The following is a 24,892-nucleotide window of genomic DNA, read 5'->3' on the forward strand; positions in this document are numbered from 1 at the left end:
CCTCTGATCGTTTATCTTTGATTTAAATCCTTTCATGCTTTATCCTTAAAAACAAATGAAAATAGTATTCGCTACAAACAATAAAAACAAGCTCGACGAGATACGCGAAATACTCGGTCATGGGTTCGAAATCATGTCGCTGAAAGACATAGGATGCACTGCCGATATACCCGAAACCGGCAACACACTCGACGAGAATGCCCTTTTAAAAGCACAATATGTATTCGATAACTACGGTGTAAGCTGTTTTGCCGACGATACAGGTTTAGAAGTAGACGCCTTGAACGGCGATCCGGGCGTGCATAGCGCACGGTATGCCGAAGGTACCGACCACAACAGCGAGGCCAATATGGCCAAACTGCTGCACGAATTAGGAGAAAATAACAATCGAAGGGCACGATTTCGTACCGTTATTGCGTTAATAATAAAAGACGAACAGGCTGCAAACGGCAGTAGAGTTTTATTCTTCGAAGGCGAAATAAAGGGACACATAGCCCGAGAAAAGCATGGCAACGAGGGCTTCGGATACGATCCATTATTTATTCCGGAAGGTTATGAAAAGTCATTTGCAGAACTGGGTATGGATGTTAAAAATAAGATATCGCACCGTTCGCGTGCCGTATTAAAACTTTCGGAATATCTGAAAAGTAACAACTTACACATATGAAAAAGATCACACTTCTGCTTGCAATGGCGATTATTGCAACAGCTTGCAAAGCAAAAGCCATAAACACGTGGAACGCATATCCCGCCTATAGCGACATTACAGAGATAGAACCTGCCGGAAATCTCGTATATGTACTGGCATCGGAAGATCTTTACTCGTATAATAAAAACGACAACAGTTTGCAGACTTACGACAAAACAACGGTGCTAAACGACTGCTCTATTGCCCGTATAGCTTACTGTAAGGCTGCCAAACGCCTGCTTATTCTTTATAAAAACTATAATATCGATTTGTTAGACGACAAAGGAAACGTAACCAATATACCGGATTATTACAACAAGTCGATGACGGAAGACAAAACAGTAAACAGTATTTTCGTCGACGGCAATTACGCCTACCTTACCACTTCGTTCGGCATACTGAAAATAAACGTAAAAAATGCCGAAATCAGCGATACCTACAATTTAGGCTATAAAGTAAACAATATGGTCGTATCCAACGGCTATATGTATCTCGTAACGCCTACAGGTACCATGAAAGGTAATGTAACAAAGAACCTGCTCGATAAAAACAACTGGAATAGAATAAACGGTAACGGTTTCGATGCAATATTCAACATAGGCGGAAAACTAATATGCATCAATAACGTAGCGGCATATCGTCTTGATGAAAACAATGGTTCGACAACAGAACTTCTATCTATTTTTAATCGAAAAGCAATATTCTCGAACGGAAAAATCATTTGTTTCGGCGGCGAAAGTACGGCAATCGTCAACAGTATTACCGACTTTAAAACCATTAATACCAAGTTTACAGCCATCGCCTACGATCCTTCCGCCCAATGTTTTTGGCAGAAGAATGCCGAAAATAAACTTCAGTCGTTTACAATAGATGGTAACAATCAAATTAATATACAATCTTCCGGCGTGAAACCCGAAGGCCCTCTGTACAACTATTTCGGCTTTCTTAAGTTCGCCAATGGTATGCTTTATTCGTGCAGCGGAGGATATGGAAAAGGAGGAGAAAACCTAAGAAACGGTTGTATACAAGTACTTAAAGACAGGAATTGGGTGATTTATCAAGACAATCTTGCACAAATCGTCGGACACAGGTACGAAGACAACATTTCGTTGGATATAGATCCATCCGACATAAACCATGTGTTTATGGGCGGTAAAACGGGCCTCTATGAGTTTCAGAACGGCACTCTAATCAAACACTACAACATAGACAACAGTCCTCTGCAGTCGGCATTAGGTGACAATAAAGATTATGTAGTCGTTGAAACCGTAAAGTTTGACAAAAACGGAAACTTGTGGTTACTTAACAGCATGGCTCCTTCAAACTCACTGATGGAATACAATCCGAAAGATGGAAAGTGGACATCACATCAGAATGTAGCATTAGTAAATAATTCAGGACAAAGTCTTGCCGGACTTCAAAATCTGTTTTTCGACAGTAGAGGACTGCTCTGGTTCGTCAATAACCACTGGGTAACACCATCGCTTTATTTTTTTCAGACCGATAAAGACACGCTCAGTTCCTTTAAATCGTTCGTTAATCAAGACGGAACCACACTGTCTTTAGAACGTGTAAGATGCGTTACCGAAGACATTAACGGCAATATATGGATAGGAACCGATATAGGTCCGCTTATGTTAGAGCCCTCTCAAATCTATAAGGGAGCCGGTGCTATATTCACACAAGTAAAAATTCCGCGCAATGATGGTACCAACTTTGCCGATTATCTGCTATCGGGAGTAGACATAACCTGCATTGCCGTAGACGGTGCAGGGCGCAAATGGTTCGGCACAAACGGCAATGGAGCCTACTTAATCAGCGAAGATAACATGACACAAGTACATCATTTCCTTGCTACAAATAGCCGATTACTCTCGAATAATATAGAAGATATTGCGATAGACCATGCAACCGGTGAGGTTTTCTTCGGCACCGACAAGGGACTTTGCTCATATATAAGCGACGCAACAGCTCCTTCCGATGAAATGACAAAGGATAACGTGTATGCTTATCCAAACCCTGTACGGCCGGATTACAACGGACCTATCACCGTTGTAGGGCTTTCTTTGAATGCCGATGTAAAGATTGTAACGGTGAATGGCGTACTTGTAAAGCAAGGAAGAAGTAACGGCGGAACCTTCGTTTGGGACGGGAAAGACCGTTATGGCAACCGTGTAGCATCGGGAGTCTATATGGTTGAAACCGCTACCGCCGACGGAAACAAGGGAACAGTGTGCAAAATAGCAGTTGTAAGATGACCATCAAAGGCTATCATATCAGTGAAAATAGACTTGTATTTACACTTGTTTCCGTTTTCACACTACTTCAATTAATCATTCTGATCATCTTCGGATATACACCATATCCTGACAGTAACGGGTATATTCTGCTCGCCAAAGAATGTCTCTTATACGGTGAACCTTATCCGGCTGCTGCGACTATCCATGAATTACCATTCATTTGGAATATCGCAGCCATAAATTTAGTTGCCTTATCGTTAAAGTTTTTTTCTTCTATCACTCCCCTTCTGGTGCTTTATTCGTTCATGAAAGGTGCATCGGCATGGCTTGTTTACAAGATTACATACCGTATTTTCGACAATAAAACAGCACTTCTCGCTTTACTAATATATATCTGCTATCCGGCTAACTATGGCGAATCAACTTCTACACTGAGCGAACTACCGTTCATATTCTTTATACTTTCCGCCATATATCTCTATCAGAAAAACTGTTCGATAACCGCAGGCATCTTGCTTGCTATAGCCAACTCTTTTCGCCCGATGGCCTTTCTATTTCTAATTGTACTGCTTATCTACGATCACAAGCACATTCTCCGAACTGTTTCGAGCTATGTACTCATTATTTTACTCATAGGCAGCAGCACATACATTCGCACCGGACGTTTCATTTATCAAGCCAAAACGGGATGGATGGATATGATGTTATTCTCGTTAAACAATATCAACGACGAATATCCCGATCCGCTTTACATAGAAAACAACGACCGGTTAGACTGCGTACAGCGCGATTCCGTATGGCGTTCCCGAAGCATACATCTCATATTGAAGCATCCCGCAGGCTACATAGCTTCTATGCCTTATAAACTTATAAAGACTTTTGTATCTGATAATGTGAACATGTGTACTTTCATACCCGATAAAAATACGAAAACATATATGTACAACGAAATCAGCATGCCTACGCTCTATCGCAGTTTTCCACACTATTCGGCGGTACAAGTTCTTACTCTTATCAATCTAATTTATTATTACTTACTGCTTATAACGTCCATTTACGGCTGCATTCTGCTCATCAGAAAACAAGAACACAAAAAACTTATCATGCCTGTAAGCGTGGTATTGATAGGTTCGATAGTAATAATAACGGTATGCCATGGTGAAGCCAGATATCATATACCATTCATGCCCTTTATTATAATGGTAGCGGCAACAGCTATACGGAGTACTCCTTTTTTTCCTTTTCACAGCAGACAGCAGTAACAAGAAATGGTAACGACATATCAAAGTAAGTAATATCGTAAACTCCGGTAAATAATGCATTGAAGTTATCTCGTAACCACATATTATGTAAAAATGTCACCAAAACAATAAATAATAGGCAGTAAGCGATGTTACGCATAAGAAGTATATAACTTAGTTCCCATGTTCGAGCCCAGTAAATAGCGAAAAATATAAAAATAAATAAATCAATAAGATTCCTTTGCCGTGTCTGCAATGTAAACGGATTATATTTAAAGAAGAACAAATCATGTATGTTCCATAACATAAACGGCAAAAAAGTAAAGAAAAACACAGCAAATACCATCAACAAAAATAATACTTTCTTTTTCATACTTAATTGCATGTAATCGCCAAACAGCCATATGAAAATAGGAACCACTGTACTCAATCGAGTACTAAGCAGTAAACCACAGACAAAAGCAACAAGAAAAAAAGCAGAATTTAAACTTTTATGTGTTGAAAGTAAATAATTTATCACCAAAAGTGTAAGCATCATATTTGCCATAAGATCACTTCTAACCAGTACTTCATAAATAAATGCCGGAGACAAAAACATAAGACATCCTACCATTAAAGTACATTTATTATCCGTCAATCGATAAATAGAATAAACAAACAATCCGAATATAAAAAATATAGATAATCCTACGTTGCCCAAAAAGTAGAATGGAAAATGAAATAACTGCCAAACAGGAAAGGGAGAACTATAACCTCCCAAATGCGTTCGGGCAGAATAAGGATATTCTCCATGCAAAAGATTATCCAAAAAATTGTGTATAGCCGACCATCTATCTACTTGCAATAAACACGGATCAATACTATATTGGGCAAATATCAACAGAACAATACCAATCGACACCGTAAAAAACAACACTATATCGTGAACCTTTCTCAGTTTATTTATAAGATAAAATAAACCACTTACACCGATTATATATACTAAAACAACTAAAAATACCCATTCTACAGACAGCACACGCAATGAATATTTAATCACAAACAAAACATTTACAGCCAAATAGAGAAAGAAAATAAATCTTCTTTCAAAAATGGACAACCTATGAAACGAAATATCTATAACAGTATTCATCTTTCATTTATTATTTGCAGCATCAACTCAATGCAAGCATACGATCGATACTCTTAATTGCTTCCTTTCTTACATCTTCAGATACCTCTATCGAAGGCCACTCATATTTAAGACAGTTGTATATCTTCGATAAAGAATTCATCTTCATAAATTCGCATTCATTACACGAACACCCCACATTACCTTCACTTATTTCGGGCGGAACGGGATGAAACGTCTTGTCTTTACAGTTACGCTGCATCTCGTGGAGAATACCTGCTTCAGTAGCAACAATAAATTCTGTCTCTACACTTTCTATACAATATTTCAGTAACACGGCGGTAGAACCCACTACATCGGCCATTACAAGCACAGAACCTTTACACTCCGGATGTGCTAAAACTATAGCCTTGGGATGCTCTCGGCGCAGTTTAATGATCTCTTCTACCGAAAATTTCTCATGTACATGGCAGCCGCCGTTCCACAAAAGCATATTCCTGCCTGTGACAGAATTGATATACGAACCCAGATTATAGTCGGGCCCGAAGATCAGTTTGGCATCTTCAGGAAAAGTATCTATTATCTTTTTTGCATTTCCACTGGTCACCACCACGTCGGTAAGTGCCTTTACAGCAGCCGTAGTGTTTACGTAACTCACCACTTGATAGTCCGGATGTTCCTCTTTAAACCTACGAAGATCATCGGCAGAACACGAATCAGCAAGCGAACATCCTGCATTTAAGTCGGGTACAAGTACTGTCTTGTCGGGACAGAGTATCTTATCAGTCTCGGCCATGAAGTGTACACCGCACATAACGATAATCTTTGCGTCGGTTTTAGCGGCCTTCTGTGCCAGCGCCAACGAGTCTCCGATAAAGTCGGCAATATCTTGTATTTCGCCTTTTGTATAGTAATGTGCAAGAACAATGGCATGTTTTTCTTCGCACATACGGCGTATTTCTGCTTTTACATCTACCGAACGATCTATCGGTTCATCAATATATCCTTTCTCAATCCATTCGCTTTTCAACATTACTTTACTATTATATCTTATTTTTTCTTTCTTTTTAAAAAGAATATGTTGTGTATGATATGCTGTGGAAAAGTGTATAACTTTCTGTTAGAATATTTGTTTATTTCGATTTAAACCTATTAACTCTTGCTATCAACAGCCAAACGTTACATCTTCTTTATGGTTTTCAGTAAGATAAACGGGTTATCCACAATTATACCCTTGATAGTGCAAAGTTAATAAGTTTATATTTTTTTCTGCGTAAAAGTTATGGAAAACTTGTGGAAACGGCCGTTAATAAGCTGTAGATATTCACAATTTTACAGACAGGAACGAAAAGCAGTGGATATGTTTGAAGTTATGAACAGCGTTATACACTGGTTATGCACACACTTATACACAGTTTTATCCACATGGCTTGTCGGAAGTAGTAAAGCTGTGAGTATGATATAGTTGTGTTATGTCTATAGTGTAAGAATAATATGTATGTAATATAAGCCGAATAAACAATACAAATATGATTGCTGAAAACAGTCGGTAAATAATGAAGACGGCATTCCGTTTAAAAGAATGCCGTCTTTATTCTGTTGAAAAACCGTGCAGTTAAGGCATTAAAATATTAATTGTATAAGTTGAAATACTACTGTCTTAACTCCTTAACTTTTTACAATTTAATCTTCGTTTTACTCGTCTACGGGCGAAAAGTCGTCTTTTCCCACCCCGCAGAGCGGACAAACCCAATCATCGGGAATATCTTCAAATGCTGTTCCGGGAGCTATGCCACCGTCCGGATCGCCTACTTCAGGATCATAAATGTATCCACATGTTTCACATACATACTTTTTCATAATTGTTTTTGTTTTAAAATTAATAATAATATACTATTACTTTTTCAGTAATATTTTATCTATTTTGTTTGCTATTGTTTCGGGTGTAATGTTGTTCATACATGCATAATCGCCTCGCATGCACGGTTTGTTGCCATAGATGGAACATGGTCTGCACGACATATCAAGCTGTACTGCATTTTCTATGCTCTGGTGCCATCCCATGAAGCCGGCAAAAGGATGTGTGGCGCCCCATACGCTTACTACCGGTACAGCTACTAACGAGGCAAGGTGCATGTTGGCACTATCCATGGAAACCATTACATCGAGATATTTCATTATAACGAGTTCGTCGTGCAATCCGTTTGATATAGCCGATGCATTGGTACATTCCGGATATCTTGCAGTCCACTTATCGAATGCTTTTTTTTCCTTTTCACCGCCGCCAAAAAGAAATATTCTGCACGAAGGATGCCTGTTTACAACAATTTGAATTACCTTTTCCATCGATTCCGTAGGATATATTTTACCCTTGTGTGCTGCAAACGGAGCTATTCCTATCCACTGCTGTAAGGAATTTTTAGTACCTATAGCTTCGGGTAATTGCACTGTAGTGCGGCCATACTTATCGATAAAGAGCGATGTGAAGTCTAAATTCACCGGATAACCCAGTTTTGCAAGCACATCGGCATAGTTTTGGAACGATGTCGGCTGTTGTATTAACACCTTATTATTATTAGAGATAAGCCTGCGTTTCCCTGCACGATGCTTGTCTATATGGGCCACCTTGTAGCAGTCGATGTTAAATCTTATGCGCAAATAGTGCGATCTAAGAATGCTATGAAAGTCGGCTATTGCCGTAAAGTTCTTAGCTACGAGCCGTCTGTACAGCGCATTAAGTCCTTTGATATTACTGTATTCCTTTTTTATATCGGCTTCCATGAAGCTTACATTGGATGCTAAATCTTCGAAAAAAGCCTTTGCGAACGGTTTACTCAGCACTGTAATGCGAATGTTCGGGTATTGTGTTGCCAACGAATATACCACCGGTACCGTCATTGCTACATCTCCTATAGCAGAAAATCTTATAATTAAGATATGTTCTGTTTTCATTCAAGGGTTCTTGTTGCAGTAAGGAATACGTGTATAGCGGTGGTTTATTTGTTTTTATAGAGTACAGGATTTGTGGCCGGATCGTTATACATCTTCATTTGTCGATACACCTTCATGTATTTTCGGCCCGTTTCTATGTCTTCGAGCAATTGGTCTATGGCAGTACTGAGATCTGTTTGTTGCTCCAACAAGATATTGAGTTTTGCCTTACACTTTTGGATATGCTCCTGTGAAGCGTCGTTACGTTCGGCTTGTTCGCGCATGTGATATATCTTGAGTGCCAATATAGAGAGCCTGTCTATTGCCCATGCCGGACTTTCAGTATTGATTCGTGCATCTTGCATCACACTTATGTCGGAGTATTTCTGCCTGAAATACGAGTCTATTTGTTCTACCAAATCGGTTCGGTCTTGGTTCGAACGGTCTATTCTCCGCTTAAGTTGCAAGGCTTCAATGGGATCTATGTGCGGATCTCTTATGATATCCTCGAGATGCCACTGCACTGTATCGATCCAACATTTTAGGTAAAGCCTGTTATCTATAGAGTCTCTATCGTAGGGATTGTTGATGGGCGTGTCTACATCATCTTTCATGTGATAGTCTCTGATGGCTTGGTTAAAGATCTTATTGCACTGTTCTGTAAATGACATGATTTGTATATTGATTTATTATTAATGTGACAAAGATAAGTCTTTTTGTAGGAAGTTCAAAATAAAAACATGCTTTTGTTTCGGATAGATATGCCGAATAACCGATTTAAACGATATGCCTATATATAATAAGGTAACTGTTTAAGCGAGATATTTTTTATATTTTCTTTGCTAATTATATCGAACTGTCGGATATGTATGCACAATAATCGGTTTAAAGTGCTATATCCATGTCGAATTATGGTGGATATCCGAATATGATAGACAATACATGTATTTTTATCTGGTTTGTAACCAATAAGATACGTAATTTTGGGATTAAATATGCACAATGATGGGGTGTTTGTGCAATACAAATCGCTTTTTTCAATAAAATATTTGCTAATATGGATAAAAATTTGTTCCTTTGCACCCGATTTTCTATTAGAAATTATTTATAAACAATTTAAAAAAGAAAGTATTATGTCAGAAATTGAAAGCAAAGTAAAGGCTATTATCGTAGACAAACTCGGTGTAGATGAGGCAGAAGTTAAGCCTGAAGCAAGCTTCACTAATGATCTTGGTGCAGATTCTTTGGATACTGTAGAGCTTATTATGGAATTCGAAAAAGAATTCGGTATATCAATTCCCGACGATAAAGCTGAGAAAATTGCTACCGTAGGCGATGCTATCAGCTATATCGAAGAAAATAAAAATTAATTTCTGTTTATAGTTAAATGGCTAATGGTTTATGGTTGTATGCCTGACATGCAGGCATGTTATTGATTTATTATTATGACCATAATCCATTAGCCATGAACTATAAACCATTAAACCATAAACCAAATAATGGAATTAAAAAGAGTAGTAGTAACAGGACTTGGTGCGGTTACTCCTGTCGGAAATACTCCTGAAGAAACATGGGAGAACCTTTTGGCAGGGAAAAGCGGTGCGGCTCCTATTACTCAATTCGATGCTTCTAAGTTTAAGACCACATTTGCGTGCGAAGTAAAAGGCCTTAATATTGCCGATTATATTGATCGTAAAGAGGCTCGCAAGATAGACCGTTACACGCAGTTGGCCATGATAAGCGCCATACAGGGTGTAAAAGATGCCGGTATAGACTTGGAAAAAGAAGATAAAAATCGCATTGGCGTTGTTTATGGCGTAGGTATCGGCGGCATAAAAACCTTTGAAGAAGAGGTTACTTACTACGGACAGCACATTGAGGACGGCCCTAAGTTCAGTCCGTTCTTTATTCCTAAGATGATTGCCGATATCGCTTCAGGACAGATTTCTATTCACTTCGGTTTCCATGGGCCCAATTATACGACGACAAGTGCATGCGCTTCGTCGACTAATGCACTTGCAGATGCTTTCAATCTTATTCGTTTAGGAAAAGCAAACATTATTGTTAGCGGCGGTGCAGAGGCAGCTATCTGCGGTTGCGGCGTAGGAGGATTTAACGCAATGCATGCTCTTTCTACGCGAAATGATGATCCTGAGCATGCTTCGCGCCCATTCAGTGCAAGTCGTGACGGCTTTGTAATGGGTGAAGGTGCCGGCTGTTTAATCCTTGAAGAGCTTGAACATGCCAAAGCACGTGGTGCTAAAATCTATGCAGAGATGATAGGTGAAGGCATGAGTGCCGATGCCCATCACATTACGGCATCGCATCCGGAGGGTTTAGGTGCTAAACTTGTGATGACGAACGCATTGGAAGATGCAGGTCTTTCGCCCGAAGATATCGACTATATTAATGTGCATGGCACATCTACACATGTGGGTGATATCTCGGAGGCAAAAGCTATAAAAGAGGTATTCGGCAAGCATGCTTATGATTTGAATATCAGTTCGACCAAATCGATGACCGGACATCTGCTGGGTGCTGCAGGTGCTGTCGAGGCTATGGTGTGCGTATTGTCTGTAAAGAACGATATCGTGCCCCCGACTATCAACCATGCCGAAGAAGATAAAGATCCCGAATTGGATTATAATCTGAACTTCACGTTCAACACAGCACAGAAACGTACCGTGCGTGCAGCTCTAAGCAATACGTTTGGTTTTGGTGGTCATAATGCTTGTGTAGTATTCAAGAAATATGCTGAATAATATTAATATTATTGATAAAATAAGGCTCCCTTTCCGCAAGGAGAAGGAGCTTTATTCGTCTTTATACCGGATTATCGGTTTTTATCCGCGCAACATCAGTTATTATAAGCTGGCTCTGATGCATAAAAGCATTATGCGTAGGAACAGTAAAGGGAAACCTGTGAATAACGAACGACTCGAATTTCTCGGCGATGCCATCCTTGATGCTATCGTAGGACATATTGTTTACGATCATTTTCCGGGTAAACGCGAGGGTTTCCTTACAAATACTCGTTCGAAACTCGTACAGCGCGACACGCTTAACAAACTCGCACAAGAGATGGGCATTAACCGGCTTATCCTTTCGAACGGACGCAGTTCTTCTCATAACAGTTATATGGGAGGAAATGCTTTCGAAGCTCTGGTTGGAGCAATCTATTTGGATCGCGGCTACGATGCATGCATGCGTTTCATGAACAAGCGCATTCTGGCACAGATGATCAATATAGATAAGGTGGCTTATAAGGAAGTTAATTTCAAAAGTAAGCTCATCGAATGGAGCCAGAAGAACAGGGTAAGGATGGAATTCAAGATGCTCGACCAGAAAAAAGATAAGAATGGCAGTCCGATGTTCCAATATATGGTGTGCTTAGAAGGTGTAGACGGCTGTTCCGGAACGGGATACAGCAAGAAAGAAAGCCAGCAGTTGGCCTCTAAACTTACCTTAGAACGTCTGAAAAAAGCACCGCAATTCATCGACGAAGTATTCGCTTCGAAGGCCGATCGTACCAAAATGGAAGAGGAACCCGTGGAAAATGTTCCCGAAACAGATGCAGCGAATGACTTTATTATCAGTCGTTTACCGGCCGATGAACGTAGCTCTGAAGAAGAAAAACACGAGAATGTGTTTAAAGAAGAGGTATTTACAGAGCAGGAATCGGCCGCAACAGACAGAAACGAAGCTATTGATGAGGAGACTGAGACTGCTGATCCGAGTGATGAAGACGAATTTGATTTGAGCGATATCAGCGCCAAAGAAAAAAGTCGTGAGGAAATCATTGCTGCGGCAGAAGCGGCAGCTTTTTCTGATAAATGATGCATATACGGTCGATATCTGTGCCGTGTATCGTTAATAAATAACCTGTATAATCCGCTTAGAATGGCGTTCTGTCGTTCTAAGCGGATTATTTTTTCAACTGTTCCAGATACCTTTGTTACAGCAGTTCTGCCATCCTATCCAAAAGACCTCATTCGAAAAATAGGGAATAACCTTTGGTCTATTCGAAAAAAAAATATACTTTTGCGAAAGTAATGTAAAACAATTGAGATACTAACACAAAGACTATCGACTGTTCTCCGTCCCGATTAACCATCGTTTCCGGAATATCCGTTAATACCGTAATACATAAACAGCGCACGTTTCGGATAAGTTTTGTCTGTTTAGAAGATAAATTGCAAACCATTGTCGATTTGCTCTTTTTGTACTAATAAACCTAATTAATATTTTTCTTAAAACAACGTACAATGAAAAAGAATTATGTTTCGAAACACTGTTTTCTGTATAGTATTCTGCTGATTGTATTCTGTTGTTGCTCTATGGCATGCAGCAGCAAGAACGATTTGGCAGATGAAGAACCCGTAAAACCCGAAGAAGTGTACCAAGAGTTTAAGGTATTTCAACTGAATACATGGTTCGGTGCATCGCAAGTTACTAATGCCTATAGCGGATTGGTAGACATTATAGATCAGGTAGATGCCGATATCGTGTTGCTTTGTGAACTCAGGAACGACTTGTTGCTCAATATCCTACACGATGGAGAGAAGGAGTTTACCGCTCGTCTATGCAGGTCGTTGAAAGACAAGGGCAAAACTTATTACGGCGTTAACAACGGTACTGTGATCGGTATTCTCTCGAAATACGAAATCAAGAATTATAAAGTACTGCCCACGCCTACGGATAACTATATGATTAAAGTAACCGTAGATATCCGCGGACAGGAGGTTACATTCTATTCTCTCCATTTGGATTATAAGCATTATGCATGCTATCTACCACGCGGATACAATAGTGGTCCCGACTGGTCAAAGCTGCCCGAACCGGTCAAGGATAGTGCTGTAGTGATGAAAGACAACCGACTCGGCACAAGAGATGAGGCATTGTCGGTCTTCTTGGATGATGCTAAAAGCGAGATGGACAGGTGTCGTGTCGTCGTTATGGGTGGCGATTTCAACGAACCTTCGTACTTGGATTGGCAGGAAAACACTAAAGATTTACACAGTCATAACGGTGTTGTAGCCAATTGGGACTGCTCCCTGATGCTGAAAAATGCAGGTTATGTAGACACTTATCGAGAGAAATATCCCGATCCGGTAAACTATCCGGGTTTCACATTCCCAGCAGCCAATCCCTCTGCAGCCATCAGTCAGCTCTCTTTCTGCCCCGAATATGATGAGCGAGACCGTATCGATTTCGTTTATTATCACCGTTCTCAACCCATTCAACTTCTCAAAGCAGAGCTTGTAGGCCCATCGGGTTCCGTTTATTTCGGTAAGAAAGCAGAGAACGATTCCAAGGATGTATTCATCGAACCTAAAGGTGTATGGCCTACAGACCATAAGGGTAACCTTACCACCTTTAAGCTCCGTGTGAAAAAATAGGCTTGCGATGCATAGCTTTATCAATAATTTATTCTTAAACAACATACGATGAAAAAGAATTATATAGCGAAAACAAGCAGTCTGTATAGCATTTTTATGGCTGTTTTGTGTTGTTTCTTCGTTGCTTGCAGTGATAAAGACAGCGAGGAAAACAATACCAAATATAACCCCGAATTGCCCGTATCGGTTACCTGTTTTGAACCTATAGAAGGAACATACGCACAGGAAATGGTAATTTATGGCAGCAACTTCGGTATCGATACCACCAAAATAAGTGTAACGATCGGCGGTAGAAAGGCAAAACTTGTTTATGCCAAGAGCGACAGTATCTGCTGTTTAGTGCCTTATAAGGCAGAGTCTGGTCATTATAGCGTGCAGGTTACGATGGGCGACAAGGACTTGGGAACGAAATCGGTTGTTGCAAATGCAAGGTTTACATATATCAGTTCTTTGGTGGTACGTACACTGGTTGGGCACCGCAACAGCAACGACAGTCAGGGGTGGAAAGACGGTACGTTCGGCACAGGTGATGCCGACGGTTCTGCTACAGGCTTCAGGCAAGCCGGATATTTGAAGTTCGATCCGCAAAATCCAGACCATCTATACGTGGCATACGAAGACTTCGATAACAACGGTTACGGCATCCAACTCATCGATCTGAAAGAAAAAACCGTGAAGACCGTAATGCATGGCAGCTGTTTCGATGGCAAACGTCTGCGTAGCATCGACTTTACATTGAAGGGAGACATGGTGGTTGCCACGGATAGGGATGACAAACAATTGAAGAGTCCGAGCGTTTGGATCGTTAAAAGAGATGCTGACGGTTCGTTTACAGACAGTTCTGCCCGCGAAATACTGGCTGCCTATAAGCAGTGCAATACCGCTGTAATCCACCCGATTGGCGGAGAACTGTACTTCAACAGCTATAATCGCAGTGCTATGTTCCGCATGGATATGAACAAATACTACGATACGGTAGCGGCAGGAGGAACTTGGAAGCCTAATTGGGCAGACAAGAATTACGAAAGGTGGTTCATGTTTCCTGAAACAGGATGGAATTTCAACATCACTATTCATCCCTCCGGTAAGTACGCATACGTTATTGTATTGAACCAACACTGTATCTATCGCATGGATTACGATACCGATAAGAAACAGTTCTCCGAACCTTATCTTGTTGCAGGGCAACGAGGTATCAAGGCTTGGGCTGATGGCAAAGGCGACGGGACACAAATGAATTACCCCTATCAGGGCGTGTTCGTGAAAAACAAAGAGTATGTGGAGCAGGGACGTGAAGACGTTTACGACTTCTACTTCTGTGATTACGACAACTATTGCATTAGGTATCTCACCCCCGATGGATATGTTAAAACCTATGCAGGTCGTGGGGCTACTTCTTCTATGAAGGATAACAAAGCGTGGGGACCGGAAGATGGAGACCTGAAAGAGACGGCTCGTTTCGGCAGTCCTACGGGCATTGCGTACGACGAAAGAACAGGTACGTTCTACGTATTGGATATGTGGTACCGCTCTATACGTACCATCGGTAAGTAACCGCTTGGTAGTTTATTTTGCCCGATACCGTGCACTGTCGTAAATATGGCATGGTGTCGGGCCTTTTTTATGCCTTTCCGGCCGTAGATACATATACTTTCCGTGCCGCTTACATAGATCGTCTGTCGGCTTTATATGGTACATGTAACGGCAATATGTGGGCAGTATATCACAGCTACGGCAATTTAATACTTAAAATAAGTAAATTGTTTCACTGTTACAAAAGTTTAGGGTAAATTTGCAATTCAATCGATAAATTGCGTGTAAATGAGTTTAACGAGTATAGTAGGTAAGCTTTTTCTGCCCCGACAACGAATGCTTGAGCGTTATAACAATGAGGCTGAAGCGTTACAACAATCGGTATTAAAGCATCTTATCGAAAGGGAGAAAGACACTGAATACGGCAGAAATCATTTACTGAACCGAGTTAAAAGCTACGAAGACTTTACTCGTAACGTTCCTGTAAATACCTACGAAGAGCTGAAAACGGATATCGATCGCATGCGACATGGCGAACATAACGTGCTTTGTCAGGGCGGCGTAAAGTGGTATGCCAAGTCTTCGGGAACGACGAACGATAAGAGTAAGTTTATTCCTGTGAGCCATGAAGGCTTACAACGCATTCATTATCAAGGAGGAAAAGATGTGGTTGCGCTTTATTTACGTAACCATCCCCACAGTCGTTTGTTCGATGGAAAAAGCCTGATCCTTGGGGGTAGCCATGCTCCGAACTACAACTTGCCGGGCAGTTTGGTAGGAGATTTATCGGCAATCCTTATAGAAAACATCAATCCATTGGCAAATATCGCACGTGTACCGTGCAAACAAACCGCATTGTTATCAGACTTTGAGGTGAAACGCGACCGTATTGCGCGCGAAACCATGCACAAGAACGTAACCAACCTGTCGGGTGTACCCTCGTGGATGCTATCGGTTTTAGTACGTGTAATGGAGCTCAGCGGCAAACAGCACTTGGAAGAAGTGTGGCCGAACCTTGAGGTTTTCTTCCATGGAGGCATTGCCTTTACCCCTTATCGGGGCCAGTACGAAAAGCTCATCGCATCGCCTAAGATGAGTTATATGGAGACCTATAACGCCAGCGAGGGCTTTTTCGGCATACAAGACGATCCGAACGACAAGTCTATGTTGCTCATGCTCGACTATGATGTGTTCTATGAATTTATCCCAATGGACGAGTTGGGCAGCGACAATCCTACCGTTGTGCCCCTCTGGGGAGTAGAAACAGGTACGAATTACGCCATGCTTATCACAACTTCGTGCGGTCTGTGGCGCTATCTGATCGGCGATACAGTGCGCTTCGTTCGCAAAAATCCGTACAAATTCATTATAACTGGTCGCACTAAATACTTCATCAATGCCTTCGGAGAGGAATTGATAATGGACAATGCCGAACAAGGTATTGCCTATGCATGTGCCAAAACGGGTGCCGAGGTATCTGAATATACGGCTGCACCTGTATATATGAACAGCGATGCCAAGTGCCGTCATCAGTGGCTGATAGAGTTTTTGCATGAACCGGAACGGCTGGATGAATTTGCTACCCTGCTCGACAACCGCCTGCAGGAGGTAAACAGCGACTACGAAGCCAAGCGGTTTCACAACGTTACATTGCAGCATCTCGAGGTTGTAAAGGCCAAACAAGGGCTTTTCAACGAATGGTTAAAGGAGAAAGGCAAACTGGGCGGACAGCATAAAATACCGAGACTCTCTAACAGTCGTAAGAACATAGAAGAGCTTCTCGCAATAAATGCTCGCTTATGATAGGCAGGAAAGAGCGTATGTAAAAAACAAGAAGCATGAATAGAAATATCGTAAATCTCAGGCATATGATGCGTTTGTCGGTCGAGAAAGCCGGCGGCGTGGGTGCCGTTCGCCGTATTTTCTGCCGTTCTATTCACCATTCTGCCTTTCTGTTGCTGCTGCCTTCTGTCTTTTTATTGTTGCTCTATTCTTGTGCACGCATGGGAAATCCCGACGGAGGTTGGTATGATGAGACGCCTCCGCGTGTTGTCGGAGCCTCACCTTCCGATAAAGCAACAGGCGTGACCGGCCGTAAGATTTACATTAATTTCAGCGAATTCATCAAGATAGACAACCCTACGGAGAACGTAGTGATATCGCCTCCGCAGCTCGAAGCGCCCGAAATCAAGGCACAGGGTAAGCGTATAGCCATAGAACTTAAGGATTCATTGAAGCCAAACACTACATATACCATCGATTTCAGTAATGCCATATCCGACAATAACGAGCAAAATCCGCTCGGAAATTATACATATACTTTCTCTACAGGTGCCGAAATCGACACGTTGGAAGTGTCGGGAACGGTGTTGGAAGCCGAGAATTTGGAGCCTATCAAGGGCATTTTGGTAGGTCTCTATAACGATCTATCAGACTCAGCTTTCTGTAAAAAGCCCATGTTACGTGTATCTAAGACCGATAGTCGTGGGCACTTCGTCATCAAGGGCGTAGCTCCGGGCAAGTATCATATATATGCTTTGCAGGATGCCGACGGCAACTATTTCTTTAATCAGAAGAGTGAAAAGCTGGCATTCTCGCAAGATATAATCGTTCCGTCGTTCATTTCGGACGTGCGTCAGGATACTCTGTGGACAGACTCTCTGCATATCAAGAATATCGAACGCATAGGCTATACCCGTTTCATACCCGATGATATCGTGATGCGTGCCTTTACCGAGAAACTTACCGATCGCTATTTCCTGAAGTCGGAACGCAATGAAGCCGACCATTTTTCACTGTATTTCAGCTATGGGGATGATAGATTACCCATTATTAGGGGCCTTAATTTCGATGAAAAGAATGCTTTTCTCGTTGAAAGCAATGCCCTCAACGACTCCATTACCTATTGGCTGCGCGATACAGCCCTTGTGAATAAGGATTCTTTACTGGCCGAAGTGCAGTATCGTATGACGGATGATTCGACGGGAGTTCTTATAAATCAAACCGATACATTGCTGTTCTTGTCTAAACAGACCTATGCAAAACGCATGAAAGAAAGAGAAAAAGCACGCGAAGAATGGCAGAAAAAGCAAGATAGAGCTAAGAAACGTGGCGACAAGTATGAGACTGTAATGCCGCCGGATGAACTTAGACCGAAGATACAACTATCGTCTACGCTCGATCCCGACCGTAATATACCGTTCGACTTCCCTACTCCGTTGGCCGTAGCCGATACGTCTAAGATACATCTCTATGCCAAACACGATACGCTTTGGTACGTTTCGCGTTTCCGATTTGTGGAACGTAACGATACTTCAGCAGCCTTCTTAGGCAATTTCCCGCATGAAAATAAGCGTAAATACGAACTACTTGGCGAATGGAGACCGGGCATAGAATACAGTTTGGAGATTGACAGTGCGGCGTTTGTAGATATGTATGGCCGCGTTTCAAGGAAGATCAAACAGGGTTTCAGCGTGAAACCGACCGACGAATATGCTTCCATTATGATGAATATATCGGGCATGCAAGGCAAACATTTGGTCGTTCAGCTCTTAAATGAGCAAGATAAAACGGTAAAAGAAGTACATACCGACAACGGTATAGCGGAGTTCTATTACGTCGATCCTAAGACTTATTACATGCGATTGTATGTAGATAGCAACAATAACGGGCGTTGGGATACGGGCGATTATGCCAAGATGCTTCAGCCGGAGGATACCTATTATTATACCGAACCTATAGAATGTCGCGCCAAGCAGGACATTACATTGTCGTGGAACCCTACTTCTACCCCGCTTAACAGGCAGAAACCCGGTAAAATAACTAAGCAGAAACCGGACAAGGACAAGAAGATAAAAAGCCGAAACATACAACGTGCCAAAGATCTCGGTATAAAATATTTGCCGAGTTTGATGTAGTTGTCGGATTTCTTTATAGTATCCGGTAATGATTTAACAACAAAACGAAGATGAGACATTATAAGTTTATCATGGTTGTCATGCTGGTGTTGGCTTCTTACACATCGGCCGGAGCCCAATGCACCTTTAGGAATACGGCTTTCAAGTCGGGCGAATTTCTTTCTTATAACCTGTATTTTAACTGGAAATTTGTATGGATAAAGGCCGGTACGGCGTCTATGTATACCGTACAGAGCAGCTACAACGGGCAGCCGGCCTACCGGTCTTCGCTCGTTACCCGTGGCAGTCAGAGGGTTGATAATATGTTTGTATTGCGCGATACCCTGCTGTGTTACACGTCTACAAGCATGTCGCCACTCTATTACCGTAAGGGTGCACGCGAGGGAAAGCGTTATTATGTAGACGAAGTTTTTTATTCCTATCCCAACGGTAAATGCCATATTAAGCAGCATCAGCTTACGAGTTCTGCCGAAAATCTATGGGAAAACCATACTTATGAGAATTGTGTGTTCGACATGCTCAATATCTTTCTTCGTGCCAGATCGTTCGATCCGGCCAATTGGAAGAAAGGTTATCAAGTGGATTTCATGATAGCCGGCGGGCATGAAACAGTACCTGCTCAGCTCAAGTTCAACGGTAAAACAACGATAAAGGCAGACAATGGCGTGAAATATCGTTGCCTCCAACTGTCGTATTTGGAGAAAGAAGACGAAAAGTACAAGCGAATAGTAGACTTCTACGTAACGGATGACGATAATCATATCCCCGTACGTCTTGATATGTTCCTACGTTTTGGCTCGGCAAAAGCCTTTCTTGTAAGCATGAAAGGTCTCCGTAATCCCATTACTTCCATGGTGAAGTAACGGGATTTGCGGTCTCTTTCTTCCTAATTTTCTATAATTTTCTGCAATAATTCGGGCAATTCGATGCTGTCGCATTTAATTTTACCGAGCATGTTATTACCCTTTTCCGTCAGCGAAAAGTACATCTGTCGCTTGTCTTCCTTACCTAATCGGCGCCTGACGAGTGTTCTTTTTTCTACCGAACTTATCACCTTCGAGGCATTGGAGCACGAAAGACCTAAGGTTTCCGCTATTTCTCCCGACGTCATTCGTACCCTTTCGTTGAGCGTACAGAGCAACATAGCCTCGTTAATGTTCAATCCGAAAGCCTTTTCGAATTCGTTTTCAAGTGCTGCAATGGCACGATATATATCGCGGAGCCTGCATATTTTGTTGCTTTCCATATAATTTTCCTCCGCTTTATATAAAGAGATTTACATTTGCCCGTTCGGCACGTTCCATATAAGTGGCCACTCCGCCGATGCTGATACCGTCTAACAATTCTTCTTTCCTTATCCCCATCATGTCCATGGTCATCTGACAAGCAATGAATTCCACACCGTTTAGCATCGCTTTTTGGCGCAATTCTTCCAGCGAATCGATATTTTTACGACGCATAATATAGCGTATCATTTTGTCTCCAATGCCCATCATGCTCATTTGCGAGAGCTTCAGACGGGTAGAATCCGATGGCAACATCCATGCAAACATCCTGCTGAACAGGTCTTTCTTTACTTTTGTTTTATGCTTTCTCTTAATAACATTCAGTCCCCAAAAGGTAAAGAATATCGATACTTTCTTACCTGTAGCGGCGGCACCGTTGGCCAGTACGAACGTTGCTATGGCACGGTCGAGGTCGTCGCTGAACATAATAAGTGTTTTGTTGTTGCCGCCTGCCATTGCTGTCGGGGCATTGCACGACCGTTTTTCTATAACTACGGTATGATAACCTTTATCGGCCGTATGCGATAGAAAGCGGTTGCCCGTGCTGTTGCACCATGCTTTAGCATCGCGAGGAAAGCCTGCATCCGTGGCTGTTATCTCTATCAGTTGGCCTTCTCCGGTACGGTCCACCGTCTCTTTCAGTTTCATTATCGGCCCCGGACATTGCAGTCCGCAGGCATCTATTTTTATTTTATTCATTGTTTTTATAGGTTCCATAACAGGCATATCGCCGTCTGTCGGCATTTCAGTATCGTTGCTGATCTGTTGGGTGGCGAGCGAATAAGTCTTATATCCGCCCGATAAGTTCACTACATGTCCGTATCCGTGGCCTAAAAGAATGCGTTGTGCCAGATAGCCGCGCAGTCCTACTGCACAAAATAGCACTACCAGCTTGTTTTTAGGTATCTCGTTCATGCGTTCCCGCAGGTCATCGAGCGGAATATTCACGGCTCCTTCAATGGTTCCAAGGACAAATTCTCCGTGTGTGCGCACATCTATAAGCGACACGTCGGCACGGTTCATGTTTTTTATTTCGCGCCAATAGATTACCGGCATGGTATGATTTATGATGTTGCTTGCTACATATCCCGCTATGGCAATGGCATCCTTAGCCGACGAAAACGGTGGTGCATAGGCTTGTTCAATCTTGGTCAGGTCGTACACAGTGCCTCCCTGTTTGATGATAAGTGCCAGTTGATCTATGCGTTTATCTACACCATCGTGGCCTACACATTGGGCCCCGAGCAGCTTCCCGCTCGAAGGATCGAAGGTAAGTTTGGTGGTCAGCTGGAACGCACCCGGATAATAGCCCGCGTGAGAAGACGATACAGTGGTGGAACTTTTGTAGTCTATTCCCATTTGTCGTAACTTCTTGGCCGGCAATCCCGTCGTTCCTACGGTCACATCGAATACTTTTGCGATGGCTGTTCCTATGGCTCCTTCGTATTCGGATGTATTGCCTTTCACCATATTATCGGCCGCAATCCTGCCTTGTCTGTTGGCCGGACCGGCAAGATAGTTAAGCCATGGCTTGCCTGTAAGGGGGTGATTGAACTCGATGGCATCGCCTACAGCATAGACATCTTTTGCCGATGTTTCCAGATAACTGTTCACGCAGATACCGCACTCCCCTATTCCGATGCCTGCTTCTGCGGCAAGTTGGGTAGACGGGCGTACGCCTATCGACAACAATACGAGATCGGTATCGATGCTTTCGCCATTGTTCAGGTGTACGCTAAGCCGCCCATTCTGCCGACAGAAACGCTCTACACCTTTGCCGAGGTATAGTTTTATGCCTTTATCCATCAGTTCGCGATGCACATAAGAGGCTATGCTGAAGTCGACAGGTGCCATTACTTGGTCGGCCATTTCTACGATACTTACATCGATACCTGCACGGTGTAGGTTCTCTGCCATCTCCAAACCGATGAAACCTCCGCCCACTATAACGGCGCTGTTCGTACTCTCTTGCGCCATAAAAGCCTTGATACGATCGGTGTCTTCTACGTTTCTGAGCGTAAAGATTCCCTTTTCGTCGATGCCGGGAAGCGGCGGTTTCACAGGTACAGCCCCCGTCGAAAGCAACAGTTTATCGTAGCTTTCGGTGTATTCGGTACCATCTGTGCGCCGTATCTTCACCGTCTTTGAGGCGATATCTATAGATGTAGCCTCGTTTTCTACCCTTACATCGATATTAAAACGCCTGCCGAAACCCTCCGGAGTCTGCACGAAAAGCTTATCGCGTTCGGCTATCGTGCCGCCTATGTAGTACGGTAATCCGCAGTTGGCGTAAGATATGTATTTGCCTTTCTCGATGAGTACGACCTCTGCATGCTCGTCCAACCGCCGTATTCTTGCCGCTGCAGTGGCGCCGCCTGCCACACCTCCTATTATTATGTGCTTCATGCTTTGTCGGTATTTTACTTTATATGCAGCACATTTTCTATGGCATCCTTGAAGTTTCCGTAGTTCATGGCACCGGTAGCCATGCTGGGCTCGCCCTCTAAAGGAATGAACAGGAGCGATGGCACCGTGCGTATGTTGAACACGCTTGCCAGTTCTTGTTGCTGGTCTACGTCTACTTTATACACGTCTATCTTACCGTCGTAGTCGTTGGCAATCTCTTCCAGTACGGGTGCTGTGGCCTTGCACGGGCCGCACCATGTGGCATAAAAGTCGATGATTGCCGGATGTTGGCCTTTAAACTGCCATTTGTTTGCATTGTGTTCGTAATCGAAAACCTTGTTGATGAACTCTTCTTTCGTAAGTTGAATTGCTTTCATATTCTTCTTTTCTATTGTTATACTGTGAATATTATTTTCCTTTGGAAAACATTGCAAAGGTATATATTTGTAGAATACGAAACAAATTTCCAATGGAAAATATTTATCTATTCAACAAATATTAACTGTTTATCGCTCACGGAGATAACTTTCATGAAAACGAATGTAAAGAAACGTATGCGATAGATGCACCATGTGTGTTTATCAAACGGTACGTCTATCGCTAATAGGTGTACGGCCTGTGGCAGTTAGATTACGGATGTAAGCTAAATACGGGGAATTTTTATTTGTTAATTAGGGCGGTTGAATACCTGATACAGCTATCTTATTTACTTGCTCAATGCCTTGATATCGTTTAACGAAACGCTGCCCGAAAGGTGGATAATCTGCAGTTCGTCGCTCTCTTCGTTAAGCAATACGAACTCATTTTTACCCTTCCCGAGCGATTTCTGGTAGATGGTAATGTGCTCATTGCCGTCGTTCATGCGCATAATCTGTTCGTATCGGTACTTCTTGTAGTACGCAACAGCTTCTTTCTTAATGGCAGGTATGAGCGACGGGCGTTCGCATTCGAGCACTTGAATGCGGTCTAATTTGGAAGCAATCCTACTTATATCCACGTCTCCAGCCTCTACCTTCGGCATTAAACCGAGCATACTCTTGGAGATAAATGCCGTGCTAATGCCCTTAACATCTTCGTATTTCTTGAATAGAGCGTCTTGTGAGTAGCTTAGATGGCAGGTCAACGCCATGAATATGATAAATATAATTCGTTTCATTCTTTGTTTTTGTTTTGATGTTTGTTATTGCTGATTTGGGCGAGCCCTTTGTTCATTTTCGACGAAAAAAGCTTCAATGCCCGTTGAGTTTCGGCATAAGCATCCTTAGGATTGTCGTATGTATCTTCTTGAATGGCGTATTCGCGTCGGTCGGCACGGGTATTGACGAAGATAGCCACGGAAACTACGAGCACTATCGATGCCGCAATGCCCGATATCCAGCGCATGCTAACGGTGCGGGCACGGCGGTTTACGGTTTTTTCCACCGTGTTCCAGCCGTCTATCTGGTGCTCTATATGCTTTTCGAGATGAACGGGTATCGCGGGTTCCGGCATAAGGAACGCATCGAAGAATGCCTTTTCGTCGAGCAATTCTGCGGGCACTTCTTCGCTTGCGAAGAACGCCTTTAGTTGGTGTTCCTCGCTTTCGGTAGTCGTTCCTTCGTAATATTTGCCGATCAGGGTTTTAATCTCGTTTACGTTCATATTCCGTTTGTTTGTTGAATTGTTCTCTTATTTGTTTCCTTGCACGGCTCAACAACACTCTGATGTTTACTGCCTGTAGGCCTGTCTGGGCAGCTATTTCGTCGTAACTGCGGTCTTCTATGTCTCTCAGGGTGATGATGAGTCGTTGCTGTTCGGGCAGACGGGCGATGATATTCATAATTTTTGCGGCGTCTTCGCGTTGCTCCAATCGTTCCGAGATGTTGCTGTCGGCAGCGATGTTCAGTTCTTCCGGCGGGCGTTCCACGAACTTGTTGCCATTCTTCCTGTACCGGTCGAAGAATATGTTCCTGACGATCGTCACGCAAAAAGCCTCGGTATTCGTTACCTTGTTCAGCGAGTCGCGCTTCATCCATAGCTTAAGGAAAGCCTCTTGAACCAAGTCTTCGGCGGCTTGGGCATCGGCTGTGAGCCGCCAAGCAGCGGCATACATGCGCCTGCTGTGGGGCAGAAACGTCTGTTTGAATACCGATGCATCCAT

22 protein-coding genes are annotated in these 24,892 nt (G+C 42.6%); 11 read left to right on the top strand and 11 right to left on the bottom strand.

The features are described 5' to 3' along the window. Window positions 1-55 precede the first annotated feature (55 nt). The 3 genes from HMPREF0663_RS04745 to HMPREF0663_RS04755 are packed head-to-tail and all read left to right on the top strand — an operon-like array spanning window position 56 to window position 4,190. Window positions 56-667 (top strand): non-canonical purine NTP diphosphatase, encoded by a 612-nt coding sequence (locus HMPREF0663_RS04745; protein WP_004369118.1) that lies wholly within the window; start codon window positions 56-58, stop codon window positions 665-667. Further along, window positions 664-2,946, top strand: a complete 2,283-nt coding sequence (porZ, locus tag HMPREF0663_RS04750) for a type IX secretion system anionic LPS delivery protein PorZ (protein ID WP_004369119.1) — start codon at window positions 664-666, stop codon at window positions 2,944-2,946. The genes HMPREF0663_RS04745 and porZ overlap by 4 nt, the downstream gene beginning before the upstream one ends. Then, the gene (locus HMPREF0663_RS04755; RefSeq protein ID WP_231375168.1) at window positions 2,922-4,190 is read left to right on the top strand and encodes a glycosyltransferase family protein; all 1,269 of its coding nucleotides are present in this window, start codon (window positions 2,922-2,924) and stop codon (window positions 4,188-4,190) included. The genes porZ and HMPREF0663_RS04755 overlap by 25 nt, the downstream gene beginning before the upstream one ends. On the opposite strand, the gene HMPREF0663_RS04760 is transcribed toward HMPREF0663_RS04755, so the two are convergent. From HMPREF0663_RS04760 to HMPREF0663_RS04775, 5 genes are all read right to left on the bottom strand, one after another. Further along, the gene (locus HMPREF0663_RS04760) at window positions 4,144-5,187 is read right to left on the bottom strand and encodes a hypothetical protein (protein ID WP_244859925.1); all 1,044 of its coding nucleotides are present in this window, start codon (window positions 5,185-5,187) and stop codon (window positions 4,144-4,146) included. The genes HMPREF0663_RS04755 and HMPREF0663_RS04760 overlap by 47 nt on opposite strands. A gap of 136 nt (window positions 5,188-5,323) precedes the next feature. Further along, window positions 5,324-6,313, bottom strand: coding sequence for a quinolinate synthase NadA (gene nadA, locus HMPREF0663_RS04765; RefSeq protein WP_004369122.1), 990 nt, complete (start codon window positions 6,311-6,313; stop codon window positions 5,324-5,326). A 662-nt stretch (window positions 6,314-6,975) separates the two neighbouring features. Continuing rightward, complete coding sequence (gene rd / locus HMPREF0663_RS11670; protein WP_004369123.1) at window positions 6,976-7,140, bottom strand: rubredoxin; 165 nt, start codon at window positions 7,138-7,140, stop codon at window positions 6,976-6,978. A 36-nt stretch (window positions 7,141-7,176) separates the two neighbouring features. After that, window positions 7,177-8,232 carry a glycosyltransferase family 9 protein gene (locus HMPREF0663_RS04770; RefSeq protein WP_004369124.1) on the bottom strand — a complete coding sequence of 352 codons (1,056 nt, stop codon included), beginning with the start codon at window positions 8,230-8,232 and terminating at the stop codon, window positions 7,177-7,179. Between the two features lie 44 nt (window positions 8,233-8,276). Next, window positions 8,277-8,882, bottom strand: a complete 606-nt coding sequence (locus HMPREF0663_RS04775) for a DUF4254 domain-containing protein (RefSeq protein ID WP_004369125.1) — start codon at window positions 8,880-8,882, stop codon at window positions 8,277-8,279. 462 nt (window positions 8,883-9,344) lie between these two features. Between HMPREF0663_RS04775 and HMPREF0663_RS04780 the strand changes: the two genes are divergently transcribed. The 8 genes from HMPREF0663_RS04780 to HMPREF0663_RS04820 all read left to right on the top strand — a co-directional run bounded on the left by HMPREF0663_RS04780 (window position 9,345) and on the right by HMPREF0663_RS04820 (window position 19,923). Continuing rightward, the gene (locus tag HMPREF0663_RS04780) at window positions 9,345-9,581 is read left to right on the top strand and encodes an acyl carrier protein (protein WP_016665433.1); all 237 of its coding nucleotides are present in this window, start codon (window positions 9,345-9,347) and stop codon (window positions 9,579-9,581) included. Window positions 9,582-9,710: 129 nt separating this feature from the next. Further along, complete coding sequence (gene fabF, locus HMPREF0663_RS04785; protein ID WP_004369127.1) at window positions 9,711-10,973, top strand: beta-ketoacyl-ACP synthase II; 1,263 nt, start codon at window positions 9,711-9,713, stop codon at window positions 10,971-10,973. Further along, window positions 10,963-12,048, top strand: coding sequence for a ribonuclease III (rnc, locus tag HMPREF0663_RS04790; RefSeq protein ID WP_004369128.1), 1,086 nt, complete (start codon window positions 10,963-10,965; stop codon window positions 12,046-12,048). Before fabF ends, rnc begins: the two co-directional genes overlap by 11 nt. A 428-nt stretch (window positions 12,049-12,476) precedes the next feature. Then, window positions 12,477-13,610: an endonuclease/exonuclease/phosphatase family protein gene (locus HMPREF0663_RS04795; RefSeq protein ID WP_004369129.1), complete on the top strand. Its 1,134-nt coding sequence runs from the start codon at window positions 12,477-12,479 to the stop codon at window positions 13,608-13,610. A gap of 48 nt (window positions 13,611-13,658) precedes the next feature. Beyond that, window positions 13,659-15,164, top strand: coding sequence for an IPT/TIG domain-containing protein (locus HMPREF0663_RS04800; RefSeq protein ID WP_004369130.1), 1,506 nt, complete (start codon window positions 13,659-13,661; stop codon window positions 15,162-15,164). Between the two features lie 267 nt (window positions 15,165-15,431). Beyond that, complete coding sequence (locus tag HMPREF0663_RS04810) at window positions 15,432-16,946, top strand: GH3 auxin-responsive promoter family protein (protein WP_004369132.1); 1,515 nt, start codon at window positions 15,432-15,434, stop codon at window positions 16,944-16,946. Between the two features lie 35 nt (window positions 16,947-16,981). Then, entirely contained in the window at window positions 16,982-19,060 is a 2,079-nt protein-coding gene (locus HMPREF0663_RS04815) for an Ig-like domain-containing protein (RefSeq protein ID WP_004369133.1), read from the top strand. A 50-nt stretch (window positions 19,061-19,110) separates the two neighbouring features. Further along, window positions 19,111-19,923 (top strand): DUF3108 domain-containing protein, encoded by an 813-nt coding sequence (locus tag HMPREF0663_RS04820; RefSeq protein ID WP_004369134.1) that lies wholly within the window; start codon window positions 19,111-19,113, stop codon window positions 19,921-19,923. A gap of 23 nt (window positions 19,924-19,946) precedes the next feature. On the opposite strand, the gene HMPREF0663_RS04825 is transcribed toward HMPREF0663_RS04820, so the two are convergent. From HMPREF0663_RS04825 to HMPREF0663_RS04850, 6 genes are all read right to left on the bottom strand, one after another. Further along, the gene (locus HMPREF0663_RS04825; protein WP_004369135.1) at window positions 19,947-20,306 is read right to left on the bottom strand and encodes a MarR family winged helix-turn-helix transcriptional regulator; all 360 of its coding nucleotides are present in this window, start codon (window positions 20,304-20,306) and stop codon (window positions 19,947-19,949) included. Window positions 20,307-20,322: 16 nt separating this feature from the next. Beyond that, window positions 20,323-22,752, bottom strand: a complete 2,430-nt coding sequence (locus tag HMPREF0663_RS04830; protein WP_004369136.1) for an FAD-dependent oxidoreductase — start codon at window positions 22,750-22,752, stop codon at window positions 20,323-20,325. A 14-nt stretch (window positions 22,753-22,766) separates the two neighbouring features. Continuing rightward, window positions 22,767-23,192 (bottom strand): thioredoxin, encoded by a 426-nt coding sequence (trxA, locus tag HMPREF0663_RS04835; RefSeq protein ID WP_374188044.1) that lies wholly within the window; start codon window positions 23,190-23,192, stop codon window positions 22,767-22,769. A gap of 266 nt (window positions 23,193-23,458) precedes the next feature. Next, window positions 23,459-23,908 carry a DUF4252 domain-containing protein gene (locus HMPREF0663_RS04840; RefSeq protein WP_004369138.1) on the bottom strand — a complete coding sequence of 150 codons (450 nt, stop codon included), beginning with the start codon at window positions 23,906-23,908 and terminating at the stop codon, window positions 23,459-23,461. Next, the gene (locus HMPREF0663_RS04845; protein ID WP_004369139.1) at window positions 23,905-24,393 is read right to left on the bottom strand and encodes a PG0215 family putative anti-sigma factor; all 489 of its coding nucleotides are present in this window, start codon (window positions 24,391-24,393) and stop codon (window positions 23,905-23,907) included. The genes HMPREF0663_RS04840 and HMPREF0663_RS04845 overlap by 4 nt, the downstream gene beginning before the upstream one ends. Further along, window positions 24,374-24,892: a GFO_1088 family ECF-type sigma factor gene (locus tag HMPREF0663_RS04850; protein WP_004369140.1), complete on the bottom strand. Its 519-nt coding sequence runs from the start codon at window positions 24,890-24,892 to the stop codon at window positions 24,374-24,376. Before HMPREF0663_RS04850 ends, HMPREF0663_RS04845 begins: the two co-directional genes overlap by 20 nt.

Source organism: Hoylesella oralis ATCC 33269, assembly GCF_000185145.2.
GTDB classification, from domain to species: Bacteria; Bacteroidota; Bacteroidia; order Bacteroidales; family Bacteroidaceae; genus Prevotella; species Prevotella phocaeensis.

Excerpts from the sequence above, each read along its gene's own strand:
- HMPREF0663_RS04745 (WP_004369118.1), top strand. The coding sequence starts at position 56 with ATGAAAATAGTATTCGCTACAAACAATAAAAACAAGCTCGACGAGATA.
- porZ (WP_004369119.1), top strand. The coding sequence starts at position 664 with ATGAAAAAGATCACACTTCTGCTTGCAATGGCGATTATTGCAACAGCT.
- nadA (WP_004369122.1), bottom strand. The coding sequence starts at position 6,313 with ATGTTGAAAAGCGAATGGATTGAGAAAGGATATATTGATGAACCGATA.
- rd (WP_004369123.1), bottom strand. The coding sequence starts at position 7,140 with ATGAAAAAGTATGTATGTGAAACATGTGGATACATTTATGATCCTGAA.
- HMPREF0663_RS04770 (WP_004369124.1), bottom strand. The coding sequence starts at position 8,232 with ATGAAAACAGAACATATCTTAATTATAAGATTTTCTGCTATAGGAGAT.
- HMPREF0663_RS04775 (WP_004369125.1), bottom strand. The coding sequence starts at position 8,882 with ATGTCATTTACAGAACAGTGCAATAAGATCTTTAACCAAGCCATCAGA.
- HMPREF0663_RS04780 (WP_016665433.1), top strand. The coding sequence starts at position 9,345 with ATGTCAGAAATTGAAAGCAAAGTAAAGGCTATTATCGTAGACAAACTC.
- fabF (WP_004369127.1), top strand. The coding sequence starts at position 9,711 with ATGGAATTAAAAAGAGTAGTAGTAACAGGACTTGGTGCGGTTACTCCT.
- rnc (WP_004369128.1), top strand. The coding sequence starts at position 10,963 with ATGCTGAATAATATTAATATTATTGATAAAATAAGGCTCCCTTTCCGC.
- HMPREF0663_RS04795 (WP_004369129.1), top strand. The coding sequence starts at position 12,477 with ATGAAAAAGAATTATGTTTCGAAACACTGTTTTCTGTATAGTATTCTG.
- HMPREF0663_RS04800 (WP_004369130.1), top strand. The coding sequence starts at position 13,659 with ATGAAAAAGAATTATATAGCGAAAACAAGCAGTCTGTATAGCATTTTT.
- HMPREF0663_RS04810 (WP_004369132.1), top strand. The coding sequence starts at position 15,432 with ATGAGTTTAACGAGTATAGTAGGTAAGCTTTTTCTGCCCCGACAACGA.
- HMPREF0663_RS04815 (WP_004369133.1), top strand. The coding sequence starts at position 16,982 with ATGAATAGAAATATCGTAAATCTCAGGCATATGATGCGTTTGTCGGTC.
- HMPREF0663_RS04820 (WP_004369134.1), top strand. The coding sequence starts at position 19,111 with ATGAGACATTATAAGTTTATCATGGTTGTCATGCTGGTGTTGGCTTCT.
- HMPREF0663_RS04825 (WP_004369135.1), bottom strand. The coding sequence starts at position 20,306 with ATGGAAAGCAACAAAATATGCAGGCTCCGCGATATATATCGTGCCATT.
- HMPREF0663_RS04830 (WP_004369136.1), bottom strand. The coding sequence starts at position 22,752 with ATGAAGCACATAATAATAGGAGGTGTGGCAGGCGGCGCCACTGCAGCG.
- HMPREF0663_RS04840 (WP_004369138.1), bottom strand. The coding sequence starts at position 23,908 with ATGAAACGAATTATATTTATCATATTCATGGCGTTGACCTGCCATCTA.
- HMPREF0663_RS04845 (WP_004369139.1), bottom strand. The coding sequence starts at position 24,393 with ATGAACGTAAACGAGATTAAAACCCTGATCGGCAAATATTACGAAGGA.
- HMPREF0663_RS04850 (WP_004369140.1), bottom strand. The coding sequence starts at position 24,892 with ATGGATGCATCGGTATTCAAACAGACGTTTCTGCCCCACAGCAGGCGC.